This window comes from Streptomyces sp. NPDC014676, from assembly GCF_043084105.1.
Lineage (GTDB): Bacteria > Actinomycetota > Actinomycetes > Streptomycetales > Streptomycetaceae > Streptomyces.
Genome location: NZ_JBIBZI010000001.1, coordinates 684,358 through 697,931 on the forward strand (window position 1 = coordinate 684,358; position 13,574 = coordinate 697,931).

16 protein-coding genes and 1 pseudogene are annotated in these 13,574 nt (G+C 71.3%); 6 read left to right on the top strand and 11 right to left on the bottom strand.

Going from position 1 to position 13,574, the window contains the following annotated elements:
* Nucleotides 1-318: 318 nt before the first annotated feature.
* Entirely contained in the window at nucleotides 319-1,296 is a 978-nt protein-coding gene (locus ACF1DX_RS03110; protein WP_391789497.1) for an aldose epimerase family protein, read from the bottom strand.
* 15 nt (nucleotides 1,297-1,311) lie between these two features.
* The gene (locus ACF1DX_RS03115) at nucleotides 1,312-2,226 is read right to left on the bottom strand and encodes an SGNH/GDSL hydrolase family protein (RefSeq protein ID WP_391789498.1); all 915 of its coding nucleotides are present in this window, start codon (nucleotides 2,224-2,226) and stop codon (nucleotides 1,312-1,314) included.
* Between the two features lie 183 nt (nucleotides 2,227-2,409).
* Here ACF1DX_RS03115 and ACF1DX_RS03120 point away from each other — a divergent pair, with 183 nt between their 5' ends.
* Nucleotides 2,410-2,904: a DUF3145 domain-containing protein gene (locus ACF1DX_RS03120; protein WP_391789499.1), complete on the top strand. Its 495-nt coding sequence runs from the start codon at nucleotides 2,410-2,412 to the stop codon at nucleotides 2,902-2,904.
* Between the two features lie 228 nt (nucleotides 2,905-3,132).
* Here ACF1DX_RS03120 and fabF read toward each other — a convergent pair whose 3' ends face one another.
* The 5 genes from fabF to fasR all read right to left on the bottom strand — a co-directional run bounded on the left by fabF (nucleotide 3,133) and on the right by fasR (nucleotide 8,089).
* Complete coding sequence (gene fabF / locus ACF1DX_RS03125; RefSeq protein WP_391789500.1) at nucleotides 3,133-4,404, bottom strand: beta-ketoacyl-ACP synthase II; 1,272 nt, start codon at nucleotides 4,402-4,404, stop codon at nucleotides 3,133-3,135.
* Between the two features lie 124 nt (nucleotides 4,405-4,528).
* Nucleotides 4,529-4,777: an acyl carrier protein gene (locus tag ACF1DX_RS03130; protein ID WP_391789501.1), complete on the bottom strand. Its 249-nt coding sequence runs from the start codon at nucleotides 4,775-4,777 to the stop codon at nucleotides 4,529-4,531.
* Nucleotides 4,778-4,857: 80 nt separating this feature from the next.
* On the bottom strand, nucleotides 4,858-5,859 hold the full coding sequence (locus ACF1DX_RS03135) for a ketoacyl-ACP synthase III (RefSeq protein ID WP_391789502.1): 1,002 nt from the start codon (nucleotides 5,857-5,859) through the stop codon (nucleotides 4,858-4,860).
* 23 nt (nucleotides 5,860-5,882) lie between these two features.
* Complete coding sequence (locus ACF1DX_RS03140; RefSeq protein ID WP_391789503.1) at nucleotides 5,883-6,794, bottom strand: ACP S-malonyltransferase; 912 nt, start codon at nucleotides 6,792-6,794, stop codon at nucleotides 5,883-5,885.
* Nucleotides 6,795-6,883: 89 nt separating this feature from the next.
* Nucleotides 6,884-8,089 (bottom strand): fatty acid biosynthesis transcriptional regulator FasR, encoded by a 1,206-nt coding sequence (gene fasR / locus ACF1DX_RS03145; protein WP_391789504.1) that lies wholly within the window; start codon nucleotides 8,087-8,089, stop codon nucleotides 6,884-6,886.
* Nucleotides 8,090-8,151: 62 nt separating this feature from the next.
* Here fasR and ACF1DX_RS03150 point away from each other — a divergent pair, with 62 nt between their 5' ends.
* Nucleotides 8,152-8,814: a pirin family protein gene (locus ACF1DX_RS03150; protein ID WP_391789505.1), complete on the top strand. Its 663-nt coding sequence runs from the start codon at nucleotides 8,152-8,154 to the stop codon at nucleotides 8,812-8,814.
* Nucleotides 8,815-8,980: 166 nt separating this feature from the next.
* Here ACF1DX_RS03150 and ACF1DX_RS03155 read toward each other — a convergent pair whose 3' ends face one another.
* A complete protein-coding gene (locus ACF1DX_RS03155) occupies nucleotides 8,981-9,250 on the bottom strand; it encodes a DUF397 domain-containing protein (protein WP_391789506.1) in 270 nt (89 codons plus the stop codon).
* 47 nt (nucleotides 9,251-9,297) lie between these two features.
* Nucleotides 9,298-9,564 (bottom strand): annotated as a pseudogene (locus tag ACF1DX_RS03160) (helix-turn-helix domain-containing protein); the annotation flags it as partial.
* A gap of 80 nt (nucleotides 9,565-9,644) precedes the next feature.
* Here ACF1DX_RS03160 and ACF1DX_RS03165 point away from each other — a divergent pair.
* Nucleotides 9,645-10,154: an ATP-binding protein gene (locus tag ACF1DX_RS03165; RefSeq protein ID WP_391789507.1), complete on the top strand. Its 510-nt coding sequence runs from the start codon at nucleotides 9,645-9,647 to the stop codon at nucleotides 10,152-10,154.
* 98 nt (nucleotides 10,155-10,252) lie between these two features.
* Complete coding sequence (locus ACF1DX_RS03170; RefSeq protein WP_391789508.1) at nucleotides 10,253-10,492, top strand: hypothetical protein; 240 nt, start codon at nucleotides 10,253-10,255, stop codon at nucleotides 10,490-10,492.
* 84 nt (nucleotides 10,493-10,576) lie between these two features.
* Here the strand turns inward: ACF1DX_RS03170 and ACF1DX_RS03175 are convergent, their stop codons facing one another.
* Entirely contained in the window at nucleotides 10,577-11,398 is an 822-nt protein-coding gene (locus tag ACF1DX_RS03175; RefSeq protein ID WP_391789509.1) for a serine hydrolase domain-containing protein, read from the bottom strand.
* A gap of 18 nt (nucleotides 11,399-11,416) precedes the next feature.
* A complete protein-coding gene (locus tag ACF1DX_RS03180; RefSeq protein WP_391789510.1) occupies nucleotides 11,417-11,887 on the bottom strand; it encodes a GNAT family N-acetyltransferase in 471 nt (156 codons plus the stop codon).
* 96 nt (nucleotides 11,888-11,983) lie between these two features.
* On the opposite strand from ACF1DX_RS03180, the gene ACF1DX_RS03185 reads away from it, so the two are divergent.
* The gene (locus tag ACF1DX_RS03185) at nucleotides 11,984-12,457 is read left to right on the top strand and encodes a MerR family transcriptional regulator (RefSeq protein WP_391789511.1); all 474 of its coding nucleotides are present in this window, start codon (nucleotides 11,984-11,986) and stop codon (nucleotides 12,455-12,457) included.
* On the top strand, nucleotides 12,454-13,470 hold the full coding sequence (locus tag ACF1DX_RS03190) for an aldo/keto reductase (RefSeq protein WP_391789512.1): 1,017 nt from the start codon (nucleotides 12,454-12,456) through the stop codon (nucleotides 13,468-13,470). Before ACF1DX_RS03185 ends, ACF1DX_RS03190 begins: the two co-directional genes overlap by 4 nt.
* Nucleotides 13,471-13,574: the final 104 nt, after the last annotated feature.

Here is a 13,574-nt window from a genome sequence, read left to right on the forward strand (position 1 = left end):
GGCGGCACGGGTGGGCTGGGGGTCCCCCCTCTGGGGGAGGCGCCCCGTACGGCGCCGGGCTGCGTAGACCCATCCCCGGCCCGTACCAGCGCGGGGCACCCCGCAAGCGCCGGGCTGCGCAGACCCACCCCCCCCGGCCCACCGCATCGCGGTCGTATGTGAAGGCTTCGTACGAGATTCAAGCGGGCATGCTGATCGGGGACCGCGATCCCACCACAGCGATTAACGTCTGATCCGGGAAGCACCCACATGAGCAGCCCCGGTCCGGGACCCTGACCCCGGACCGGGGCTTGTGTGCGAACGGAGGCCGGACAGGCCCTACCGCACCCCGAACCCGTACACGGTCTCCGACCGGAACACCTCACCCGGCTTCAGGACCGTGCTCGGGAACTCCGGACGGTTCGGGGAGTCCGGGAAGTGCTGGGTCTCCAGCGCGATGCCGTCACCGGGGGTGAAGGGCTCCCCGATGTGGTCCGAGGTGTAGAGCTGCATGCCGGGCTCGGTGGTCGCCACCGTCAGCACCCGGCCCGACGCCGGGTCGTACAGCTCGGCGACCTCCTCGGCGGCCGCCGTCACCCCCTTGTCGAGCACGAAGTTGTCGTCGTACCCGGTGCCCGCCTTCCGCGCCTCGCGGAAGTCGAAACGGGTCCCGGAGACGTCGGCGAGCTCACCGCTCGGGATCAGGTCCGCGTCGGACGGGGTGTAGCGGGAGGCCGCCAGCCGCAGCTCGTGCCCGGCCGTGCTGCCGGAGCCGGCGCCGGCCAGGTTCCAGTACGAGTGGTTCGTCAGGTTCACGTGCGTCGGCGCGTCCGTCACCGCCTCGTACGCGATCCCCAGCGCGCCCCGCTCGTCCAGCGTGTACGTCACGGAGACCTCCAGACGGCCCGGGAAGCCCTCCTCGCCGTCCTCGCTGACCAGGGACAGCCGCAGGCCGTGCTCGACCGGGCTCACGTCCCACACCCGCTTGTCGAAGCCCCGCTCACCGCCGTGCAGCGAGTTCGGCCCGTTGTTCGCGGCGAGCGTGTGGTCGCGCCCCGCCAGGGAGAAGCGGGCGCCCGCGATCCGGTTGGCGTACCGGCCGATCAGAGCGCCCAGGAAGGGTTCCGGGTGCCGGAGGTAGCCGTCCAGGTCGGAGAACCCCAGCACCACGTTCCCGGTCCGCCCGTCCCGGTCCGGCACCTCGACGTCCTGCACGATCCCGCCGTAGGACAGGACCCGTACCCGTACGCCCGCCCGCTCCAGGGTCCAGCGGTGCACCGGCGTGCCGTCGGAAAGTGTGCCGAAGAGTTCGTTCATGTGCGAAACAATAAGTCACGGCCGCTTCGCCGTGACCGTCCGGTACGCGATCCCGGCCAGCTCGGCCTGCCCCTCGATGCTGGGATGGAACCAGTCCCAGCGGCTCAGCTCGTCGGTGCCGAAACGGTACTCGTACACCGCGCCGCCGTCGAAGCGGCAGCGGCGGTCCTTCGCGCAGACCTCCTCCAGCACCTCGTTGTAGTCCTCCACCCGGTCCTGCACCGTCTCGCGCCGCAGCGTCGCCGCCGCGTCCATCGCGTCCGCGTCGCCCAGCATCGACGGGCAGATGCCCAGTTTCCACACCTGCTTGCCCAGCGGATTGGTCCGCCCCTGCGACCAGAGCCGCTTCAGGTTCGGCACGCTCGCCACGTACACCTGCGCCTTGGGCAGCGCCTCGCGCAGCGTGCGCATGGCCTCCTGGAAGTCGGCCCGGAAGTCGTCCACCGGCGTCATCGCCGACGTCGTCTCCCGGCAGGCGTCGTTCGCCCCGGCCATCACCGCCACCAGCTCCGGCCCCCGCCCCACCGCCCGCGCCATCTGCCCCGGCAGATCCGCCATCCGGGCCCCGGTCACCGAGTAGTTCCAGCTCCGCTCGGCCGCCCCCGCCCGCCCCAGCAGCCGTACGGCGAGACTGTCGACCTCCTCGCTGCCGCCCGTCGCCCACGACACGTCGGGGCAGTCCGTCAGCACCGCGCACGCGTCGAAGCCGCGTGTGATCGAGTCCCCCACTGCGGCGACCGACTCAGGGCTGGTGTCCCACACGGGCGTGGGCTTCGGGGACGGCCGCTCCTTCTCCGCCGCCGTGCCCGACGGGGCGGGGGAGCCGCCGCCCACGGCATCACAGCCGGCCGCGCCCAGCGCGACGGCCGCCACCACGGCGAGCACGGCCGCCCGTGAACGACGGGCCGGCCTCCGCACCGCCTGCTCCATTCGTCGCCTCCCCGTGTGTCGTGGTGTGTTCATTGCACACCCGTACAGGCGTCCTGCCGGGTGAATGCTGGAGGTTTCCCGGCACCGGGACCGACGGTACGTCACACTCCTTGCGCCGTCGCACGGTAGCCTCGCCATCAACGCGGTCCACCCGGATCGCGCCTGTTCCGTCCGGAGGTTCCGGTGACGACTCGTGGAGTTCTGTACGTGCACTCCGCGCCGCGCGCGTTGTGCCCGCACGTCGAGTGGGCCATCGCCGGGGTGCTCGGCACGCGCGTCAGCCTGGACTGGATCCGCCAGCCCGCCGCCCCCGGCACCTGGCGCTCGGAGTTCTCCTGGCAGGGCCAGGCCGGCACCGCCTCCAAACTCGCCTCCGCGCTGCGCGGCTGGCAGATGCTGCGCTTCGAGGTCACCTCGGAACCCTGCCCCACCGCCGAGGGCGAGCGCTACAGCTGCACCCCCGACCTGGGCATCTTCCACGCCGTCACCGGCATCCACGGCGACATCCTCATCCCCGAGGACCGCCTCCGGGCCGCCCTGACCCGCTCCCGGACCGAACAGACCGACCTGGAATCGGAAATCGCCAAACTCCTGGGCAAACCCTGGGACGACGAACTGGAACCCTTCCGCTACGCAGGCGAAGGCGCCCCGGTCCGCTGGCTCCACCAGGTGGTCTGACAAGCTCCCAGAAGCTGAACGCCCCGAAAGGGGCGCGAGGAACTGCGCGACAAGCCCCGACGGACCCGCACCCGACCGCGCCCCCCTGGGGTCAAAGGGGCGAAGCCCTTTGAGGACGGGACGGGTAGGGGCGGCGGGGGCGAAAAACTCCCGGTACACCCCCCACAGCGCCGCACGGCAAAGGGCCCCCACCCCGACAGGGGTGAAGGCCCTTCAGGCAGACGCCGGTCACACGGACCGGAACGCCAGCACCACGTTGTGCCCACCGAACCCGAACGAGTCGTTCAACGCGGCGATCCGCCCGTCCACGGGCAGCTTCCGCGCCTCACCACGGACGACATCCGCAGCCGCCTCGGCCTCGGGATCGAGGTTCTCGACGTTGATCGTCGGCGGAGCCACCCGGTGGTACAGCGCGAGCACGGTGGCCACGGACTCCACCCCACCCGCCCCGCCCAGCAGATGCCCCGTCATCGACTTCGTCGCGGAGACCGCGAAGTGGTCCGCGTCGTCCCCGAACACCTTCCGCAGCGCCTTCAGCTCCGCGACGTCACCGGCCGGCGTGGACGTCGCGTGCGCGTTGACGTGCACGATCTCCGCCGGATCCAGATCCGTCCGCTCCAGCAGGTTCTGCAGGGCGTGCGAGATGCCCCGCCCCTCCGGCTCCGGCTGCACGATGTCGTGCGCGTCGGCCGAGATCCCCTGCCCGACCGCCTCGGCGTAGACCCGCGCACCGCGCGCGGCCGCGTGCTCGGCGGACTCCAGGACGATCACGCCCGCGCCCTCACCCATGACGAACCCGTCCCGGGCGACGTCGTAGGGACGCGACGCGCCCTCGGGGTCGTCGTTGTTCTTGGACATCGCCATCATGTTGCCGAACGCGGCGATCGGCAGCGGGTGGATCGCCGCCTCCGTGCCGCCCGCGACGACGACGTCGGCACGGCCGGTGCGGATCATCTCGATGCCGTAGCCGATGGCCTCCGCACCCGACGCGCACGCGGAGACCGGGGTGTGCACACCGGCGCGGGCGCCCACCGCGAGACCCACGTTCGCGGCCGGGCCGTTCGGCATCAGCATGGGGACGGTGTGCGGGGAGACACGGCGTACGCCCTTCTCCTTCAGCACGTCGTGCTGGTCCAGCAGGGTCGTCACACCGCCGATGCCGGAGGCGATGACCGCGCCCAGCCGGTCCGGGTCGATGCTCGGGTCCTCACCGGCCTTGGCCACGAAACCGGCGTCGGCCCACGCCTCCTTGGCCGCGATCAGCGCGAACTGCGCCGAGCGGTCCAGACGGCGGGCCTGCGGCCTGGGGATGATCTCGGTGGGCTCCACGGCCACCCGGGCCGCGATACGGACCGCCTGCTCGGCGGCCCACTCCTCCGTGAGGGCCCTGACGCCGGAACGTCCGGCGACCAGTCCCTCCCAGGTCGATGCCGCGTCGCCACCCAGCGGTGTGGTTGCGCCGATACCGGTGACGACCACGGTGCGATTGGTCGGGCTCATCGGAATTCTCTCTCCAACGGATCTACGAGGATTCGTGCGGCGCCACCGCCGGGTGGCGGGGCCGGGGTTCCCGGCCCCCGGGCCTCCCGTACCGACGGAAGACGGACGGAAGGCCCGGCAGGGCTCAGGCCTGGTGCTCGAGGATGTACTTGACCGCGTCGCCGACCGTCTTGAGGTTCTTGACGTCGTCGTCCGGGATCTTGACGTCGAAGCGCTCTTCGGCGGCGACGACGACCTCGACCATGGACAGCGAGTCGACGTCCAGGTCGTCGGTGAAGGACTTGTCCAGCTGGACGTCCTCGACCGGGATGCCGGCGATCTCGTTCACGATCTCCGCGAGACCGGCGAGGATCTCTTCCTGAGTGGCGGCCATGGTGGCGCTCCTTCGTTGTGGTTCCAGAGGATGTGGCGGTGCTTCTTCACGTACCGGACGCATGGCCCGGCACGCAGTGCCTAGGGGAGAGTAACGACCGTAGCGGCGTAGACGAGACCCGCCCCGAAGCCGATGACGAGCGCGGTGTCGCCGCTCTTCGCCTCGCCGGTCGCCAGGAGCCGCTCCATCGCGAGCGGGATCGAGGCGGCCGAGGTGTTGCCGGTGGTGCGGATGTCACGGGCGACCGTGACGTGTTCCGGCAGTTTCAGGGTCTTCACCATCGAGTCGATGATCCGCACATTGGCCTGGTGCGGGATGAAGACGTCCAGTTCGTCCGCGGTGATCCCGGCCGCGTCCAGCGCCTGCTGGGCGACCTTCGCCATCTCGAACACGGCCCAGCGGAACACCGCCTGGCCTTCCTGCGTGATCGCGGGGAACTTCGCGACGGTCCCGTCGCGGTAGTCCGTCCACGGCACGGTCTGCTTGATGGTCTCGGACTTGTCGCCCTCCGAGCCCCACACGGTCGGGCCGATCGCGGGCTCCTGGGAGGGGCCGACGATCACCGCGCCCGCGCCGTCACCGAACAGGAAGGCCGTGGCCCGGTCCTCCAGGTCGGTCAGGTCGCTCAGCCGCTCCACGCCGATGACGAGCACGTACTCGGCGGATCCCTCGACGACCATGCCCTTGGCCAGGGTCAGCCCGTAGCCGAAGCCCGCGCAGCCGGCCGAGATGTCGAAGGCGGCGGCCTTGTCCGTGCCCAGCTTGTGGGCGATCTCGGTCGCGACGGCCGGGGTCTGGCTGAAGTGCGAGACGGTCGAGACGACGACGGCGCCGATCCGCGAGGCGTCGATCCCGGCGTCCGCGATGGCCTTGCCGGACGCCTCGATGGACATCGCGGCGACGGTCTCCTCGTCGGACGCCCAGTGCCGGGTCTCGATCCCGGAGCGGGAGCGGATCCACTCGTCGGACGAGTCGATCGTCTCCAGGATCACCTCGTTCGGCACGACCCGGGTGGGCCGGTAGCCGCCCACGCCGAGGATGCGCGCGTACGGGGCGCCCTTGCTGGGCTTGATCTTCGCCATGCGGGTCGGCTCCTTAAAGGGCGTCAGGCGTGCTCGGCGACGAGCTCGCGGGCCGCGTCGAGGTCGGCGGGGGTCTTCAGGGCCAGCGTCTTCACACCGGGCAGGGCGCGCTTGGCGAGGCCGGTCAGCGTGCCGCCGGGGCAGACCTCCAGGAGGGCGGTGACGCCGAGCTCCTTGAAGGTCTCCATGCACAGGTCCCAGCGGACCGGGTTGGCGACCTGGCCGACCAGGCGCTCGAGCACCTCGGTGCCGGTCGCGACCGCCTCGCCGTCCTTGTTCGACACGTAGGTGACCTTCGGGTCGCCCGGCGTCAGGGCCTCGGCGGCCTTCGCCAGCGTGTCGACCGCGGGGCCCATGTGGTGGGTGTGGAAGGCGCCGGCCACCTTGAGCGCGACGACCTTGCGCACACCCTCGGGCTTGTCCGCCTCCAGCGCGGCGAGCTGCTCCTTGGTGCCGGCCGCGACGATCTGGCCCGCGCCGTTGATGTTCGCCGGGGTCAGGCCCAGTTTCTCCAGGTGCGCCACGGTCGTGCCGGGGTCGCCGCCGAGCAGCGCCGCCATGCCGGTCTCGGTGATCGCGGCGGCGTCGGCCATGGCCAGACCCCGCTTGCGGACCAGGGAGAGCGCGGCGGTGTCGTCGAGGACGCCCGCGAAGGCGGCGGCGGTGATCTCCCCGACGCTGTGACCGGCGACGGCACCGGGTGCCACGTCTCCGAGCGCGGAGGCGGACAGCAGCCCGGCCGCGACCAGCAGCGGCTGGGCGACGGCCGTGTCACGGATCGCGTCCGCGTCGGCCTTCGTGCCGTAGTGGACGAGGTCGAGTCCGATGGCGTCGGACCACGCGGCGACGCGCTCCCCGGCACCGGGGAGGTCGAGCCATTCAGTCAGAAAGCCGGGAGTCTGGGCACCCTGGCCGGGAGCGACGAGTACGAGCACTCTCACACTCTCTCTTGGGGACGGTCACGGCCGCCCGTGGGGACAAGGACGAAGAACAGGAGGCGGTTTTGTGGGGCCCCGACAAAAGGCTAGGGATGAGGATCGCCGTCGGCCAGACGCCCCAGGATCAGCGCGATCCGCAGCGTGAACGCAGAGCGTACATCGGAGGGTGACCATCCGGTGACGTCAGTCACACGTCGAAGCCGGTAGCGGACGGTGTTGGGGTGAACGAACAGCATTCGCGCCGCGCCTTCGAGACTGCTCGCCTGCTCCAGATAGACACTGAGCGTCTCCAGCAGCGCGGCTCCGGCCTGCTCCAGCGGTCTGTAGATCTCCTCCACCAACTGCTCGCGCGCGGAGGGGTCCGAGGCGATCGCCCGCTCCGGCAGCAGATCGTCCGCCAGTACCGGGCGCGGGGCGTCCTGCCAGGCGGAACACGCCTTGAGTCCCGCCGCGGCGGCCTGCGCGGACCGGGTCGCGGCCAGCAGGTCGGGAACCACCGGACCGGCGACGACCGGCCCCGCCGCATACGGCCCGATCAGCGACTTCGCGACGGCCAGCGGATTGTCGCTGCCGCCCGCGATCACGACCAGCCGGTTGCCGAGCACCCCGGTCAGCACCTGGAGCTTGGCGTGCCGGGCGGCCCGCCGGATGGCCTCCACGGTCAGCTCGGAGTCCCCGTCGGGCGCGGTGCCCAGCACCACGCACACATGCTCGGGCGAGTTCCATCCCAGGGCGGCGGCCCGCGACACGGCCCCCTCGTCCGCCTCACCGCTGAGTACCGCGTTCACCACCAGCGACTCCAGCCGCGCGTCCCAGGCACCCCGTGCCTCGGCGGCCTGCGCGTACACCTGGGCGGTGGCGAAGGCGATCTCACGGGCGTACACGAGCAGCGCCTCACGCAGCACGCTCTCGTCGCCGGGCGCCGCCACCTCGTCGATGGCGGACTCCATGACCTCGATGGTGGTGCGCACCATCTCCACGGTCTGCCGCAGTGTGATCGCCCGGGTCAGCTCGCGCGGCGCGGTGCCGAACACATCGGTGGAGATGGCCTGCGGGGCGTCCGGGCGCCGGAACCACTCGGTGAACGCGGCGATGCCCGCCTGCGCGACCAGGCCGATCCAGGAACGGTTCTCCGGGGGCATGGCCCGGTACCAGGACAGCGTCTCGTCCATCCGCGCGATCGCCTGCGCGGCGAGACTGCCGGACGACCTCTCCAGCCGCTTCAGCGTCGCGGCATGCGGATGGGCGGGGCGTGCGGCGGCTTTGTTGGTGCTGGTTTCGGGTTCGGGCACGGGGACAAGACTGCCTTATCGGTACGGCCGCGCGTGTCGCCGGGTCTACGGTGGACCCTGTGATGGACGTACGGCGTGCGCGTGAGCGCTACCAGGGCGGCGATCCGGCGGCCGGGATCGAGACGTGGCACGCCTTCTCCTTCGGCCCCCACTACGACCCGGACAACCTGCGCTTCGGCGCGGTGATCGCCTGCAACGAGGAGCGCCTCGCCCCCGGCGCCGGCTTCGACGAGCATCCGCACAGCCACACCGAGATCGTGACGTGGGTGGTGGAGGGCGAGCTGACCCACCGCGACTCCACGGGCGAGGAGACGGTGATCCGTCCCGGCGACGTCCAGCGCCTGAGCGCCGCGTCGGGCGTCCGCCACGTGGAACGCAACGCGGGCGACCGCCCCCTCACCTTCCTCCAGATGTGGCTGGCGCCCCTGGAACCGGGCGGCGACCCCTCCTACGAGGTCGTCCGGGGCATAGCGGACTCCACCCCGTACGCCCTCCCGGAGGCGGGCGCGATGCTCCACGTACGCCGGCTGAGGGCGGGGGAGCGGACGGCGGTGCCGGACGCCGCGTACGTGTACGTCCACGTGGTGCGCGGTGAGGTGACGCTGGACGGCGGCGAAATCCTGACCCCGGGCGACGCGGCCCGCCTCACGGACGCCAAGGACGTCGAGGCGGTCGCCGGGAACGCACCGACGGAACTCCTGCTGTGGGAGATGCGCGCCGTGTGAGTCCGGCTCCGTTCGGAGTGCTCCGCCGACGCGCCCCTCTCACGGTGTCTTCTCGAAAAGCGTGAACAACTCGACCCTCTGTGTTCACGTGCCGCTCATTTGAGCGCGCGAGTTACATGTGTCCGCTGAGTGCTCACGCTTTTTCAGAGGACGAGTGTCACCGGCCCTAGCGCAGACCGTCGACGAACGCCTGCCAGGCCCCGGCGCCGACGGTGACGACCGGTCCGGAGGGATTCTTGCTGTCGCGCACGGGGACGGCACCGGTGGGGCAGGCGGGGGCGACCTCGACGCATTCGCCGCCGGTGTTGCCGCTGTACGAGGACGTGCGCCAGGCGGCGCCGCCAGCGACGGTGCACTCGACGCATTCGCCGCCTGTGCTTCCGCTGTAACTGGACTTACGCCACTGCGGGTTCCTCGGACTGGGACCGGTCTCCATAGCGCTCCTCCATCACTCGCGCGATCAGTGCGCCGAGTCCTCCACAACCAGTTGGGCAGTTGGCTGCGCAGGGCCAGGCCGATCAGACGGGAGAAGACGCCGTCCGTGCCGAGGGCCGCGTCGACGCGTTCGGAGAAGTCGCGGGTCGGGACCTTCTTCGTGGTCTCGATCTGGCCGATCAGCGAACCCGTGCAGAAGATGATCTCGCCGAGCTGGCCCTGTTTGAGGCCGTGCGCCTCGCGCTGGCGGCGCAACTCCCAGCCGTAGTAGTCGAGCGGGGAAGCGGTGGGGTCGAGCGACTGGATGTTGACCACGGCGGCACCTCACTTCAACGCCTCACGGCGTTCATTTCGTTCCGTAGTCGAGCGTAAGCGCAGCGTTGCACTATTGTGGCGTGAATCACGTAACTGGTCCGCAGGTGACGGACATCCGCAGCGAGTACCACGCCGAGTTCGCCATGGGGGAGCACTCGGCCCGGCATCTGCGGCGCATCCTGCGGCTGTACCTCGTCGGTGCGGGGCTGGCCGAGGCGACGGACGCCGCCGAGCTGGCACTCACCGAACTGGTCGCCAACGTCGTACGGCACGTCCCCGGCCGCCGCTGCCGCATCTGCTTCCTGCTCCGGCCCGGCGGAGCGCGGGTGGAAGTCGCGGACGACTGTCCAAAGTTGCCCGCGCCGGCCGTCGGCGGCGGGCTCGGTGAAAGTGGGCGCGGGCTGGTGATCGTGGACGCGGTCACCGACCGGTGGGGTGTCACCGTCCGCCCTGACGGGCGGGGCAAGACGGTGTGGTTCGAGTGCCTGGGCCGACGTCGGACGGTGCCCGTGGAAACCGAGGCCGGACCCTGGGGTGTGCGCGGGCAGGTGCCGGACCGTCCTTGTTCACCGAATTCCTGCGCGCCTTGAACCACCGCCGTGGCTCCGCCGTTGTATCTCCTGTTCAGCCGCGCAGAGTGCCGATGTCCTGCGTCGCAGGGTTCGGCTCCGTCCGTAAGGAGAGATGTATGAAGTCGTGGCGTTCCCGTATCGCCGCCGTCGCGGTCGGCACCGCGATGATCGTCATTCCGCTGACCGCGGGCTCGGCGACCGCTGCCACCAACCCCTGGGGCTACCGGGAGGTCGGCGGGACGAGAGACAAGCTCGAGTGCGTGGAGGCCGGGCAGGAGCTCCTCGCCCAGGGATGGGTGAACTTCTACTGCGACTGGGACGACCCGTACTGGGTCCTGTGGGCCCTTCCCGCGTAGGACCAGCCGCCGACAGGCGGCTGACCGGCACGGGAAGCCGGGGCCGGCCGGTGGTCGTGGGGGCCGCCGGCCGGCGCGCGGGGCTCAGCCGCGCAGCTCCGCCAGCACCGCGTCGGTGAACGGCGGCCACGCCTCGATCGCCCAGGGACCGAAGGCACGGTCCGTCAGGGCCACACACGCCACGCCCGCGTCCGGGTCGGTCCACAGGAACGTGCCCGACTGGCCGAAGTGGCCGAAGGTGCGCGATGAGGACGAGGCGCCCGTCCAGTGCGGGGACTTGGAATTCCGGATCTCGAAGCCGAGGCCCCAGTCGTTGGGGTTCTGGTGGCCGTAGCCCGGCAGGACGCCCTTGGTGCCGGGGTACTGGACCGTCATCGCCGCGGCGACCGTGCGGGGGTCCAGCAGGCGCGGGGCCTGCACCTCGGCCGCGAACCGCAGCAGGTCGTCCACCGTGGAGACGGCGTCCTTCGCCGGGGAGCCCGCCAACGAGGTCGACGTCATGCCGAGCGGCTCCAGCACCGCCTGCCGCAGGTACTCCGCGAACGGGATCTCCGTCGCCTTCGCGACATGGTCGCCGAGCTGCTCGAACCCGGCGTTCGAGTACAGGCGCCGCTCACCCGGGGCCGAGGTCACCTTGTGCTCGTCGAAGGCCAGCCCCGAGGTGTGCGCGAGCAGGTGCCGGACCGTCGAGCCCTCCGGACCCGCCGGTTCGTCCAGCTCGATCGCGCCCTCCTCGTACGCCACGAGCACCGCGTACGCCGCGAGCGGCTTGGTGACCGAGGCCAGCGGGAAGCGGTGCCCGGCGGGGCCGTGGGTGCCGAGGACGGTGCCGTCCGCCCGTACGACACCCGCCGCGGCGGTGGGAACCGGCCAGTTCTCGATCAACGCGAGGCTCTTCAGCGACATGCCGTCGAGCCTAAGCGCTCACAGGGTCAGCTCCAGCAAGGGGTCCGGCCTGGGCCTGAAGCCCAGCGCGACGTACAGCGGCTCCGCCTGCGCGGACGCGGTGAGGCGGACCCGGCGGGCGCCGTGCTCACGGAACCACTCCAGCAGCGCCTCCATGCAGGCGCGCGCGTAGCCGCGGCGGCGCGCGTCCGGGTCGGTGGCGACACTGAAGACGTAGCCGTCGGTGCCGTGCGGATCGCGTGCGCCGCCGATGCGGTACTCCAGCGAGCCGGCCACCAGCGCCGCCAGTGCGCCCGGCCGCTCCGGGTGGTCCACGACGAACGCCACGAAGGTGCCGTCCGGCTCGGACAGCCGGCCGCGCAGCACGGGCAGCGACTCGGCGTGCCAGGCCGTGGACGGGTCGGACAGGGGCATCGAGTCGATCATCACCTGGCGCAGACGCAGTACTTCCTCCGCGTCCCCCGGCGTCGCACGGCGTACAGAGGTCATGGCCGTACGCTAATCAGCCGCGGGCCTCCCCGTCCTGCCCATTTCTCACCTTCGTCGCTTGCTTGGAGTGCACTCCAGCGTTCTAGCGTGGGGACCATGACGGTGACGGAGACGGAGACCACCACGGGGCCCGGTGCGGACACCTGCGCCGGGCCGCCGCAGGGGGATCGGCGGCCGGACGGCGCGGACAGGTACACGATCAGCGAGGTCGTCGCCCTCACCGGGCTGACGGCGCACACCCTGCGCTGGTACGAGCGCATCGGGCTGATGCCGCACATCGACCGGTCCCACACCGGCCAGCGCCGCTACAGCAACCGCGACCTCGACTGGCTCGCCCTCGTCGGCAAGCTCCGCCTGACCGGGATGCCGGTCGCGGACATGGTGCGCTACGCGGAACTGGTCCGCGCGGGCGATCACACGTACACCGAGCGTTTCGAACTGCTGAAGCAGACCCGCGAGGACGTACTGTCCCGGATCGCCGAACTCCAGGGCACGCTCGCCGTGCTCGACCGGAAGATCGATTTCTATGCGGACGCCGGGCGGGCCCTGGCGTCGGAGAGGGCACGATGACCAACGGCAGGATCGGCACGGCGGCACTGGGCGAGGGCGGCCCCGAGGTGGGCGTGCAGGGCCTCGGCTGCATGGGCATGAGCTTCGCGTACGGGCCCACGGACGCGGACGCCTCCCGGGCGACCCTGGAGCGGGCCCTGGAACTCGGCGTCACGCTCTACGACACGGCGGACGCGTACGGCGCGGGCGACAACGAGCGGTTCCTCGCCCCCTTCCTCAAGGCGCACCGGGACGAGGTGGTCATCGCCACCAAGTTCGCCCTGTCGATCCCGCCGGAGGACCCGACCCGGCGGATCATCCGCAACGACGCGCCGTACATCCGCGAAGCCGTCGAGGCGAGCCTGAGGCGCCTGGGCGTCGACGTGATCGACCTCTACTACATGCACCGGCGCGATGTGAACGTGCCGATCGAGGAGACCGTCGGCGTCATGGCCGAGCTGGTGCGCGAGGGCAAGGTCAAGCAGCTCGGCCTGAGCGAGGTCACGGCCGGCGAACTGCGCGCCGCGCACGGGGTGCACCCGATCGCCGCCGTGCAGTCGGAGTGGTCGCTGTTCAGCCGGGACATCGAGGCGAAGGTCGTCCCCGCCGCGCGTGAACTGGGCGTGACCCTGGTCCCGTACTCCCCGCTGGGGCGGGGCTTCCTCACGGGTTCCTTCGTCAACGCCGACCAGGACCTCACGGCCGACGACTTCCGCCGCCAACAGCCCCGCTTCACGGGCGCCAACGCGGCGGCCAACGCGGCGCTGCTGGAACCGGTTCGCACTGTCGCCGAGGCCCACGACGCCACCCCGGGCCAGATCGCCCTGGCCTGGGTCCACCAGCAGTCGGAGGTCCACCGCCTCCCGGTCGTCCCCATCCCGGGCACCCGCAAGCCCGCCCGGGTGGAGGAGAACACGGCGGCGACCCGCATCGAACTGACGGTGGAGGAACTGGCCCTCCTGGAGCCCATCGCGTCCGAGGTGTCCGGCACCCGCTACGCGGACATGACGTTCACCTCCGCAGGCAGGGAGTAACCGCAGGCCCGCTGCCGCGGGCAGTCGTGCCTTCCAGTGCCTCAAAGGCCTGGGAGGCACCCCCAGGGCGATGGGGTCCCCCCGTTCGAGCGGAGTCGAGAGGG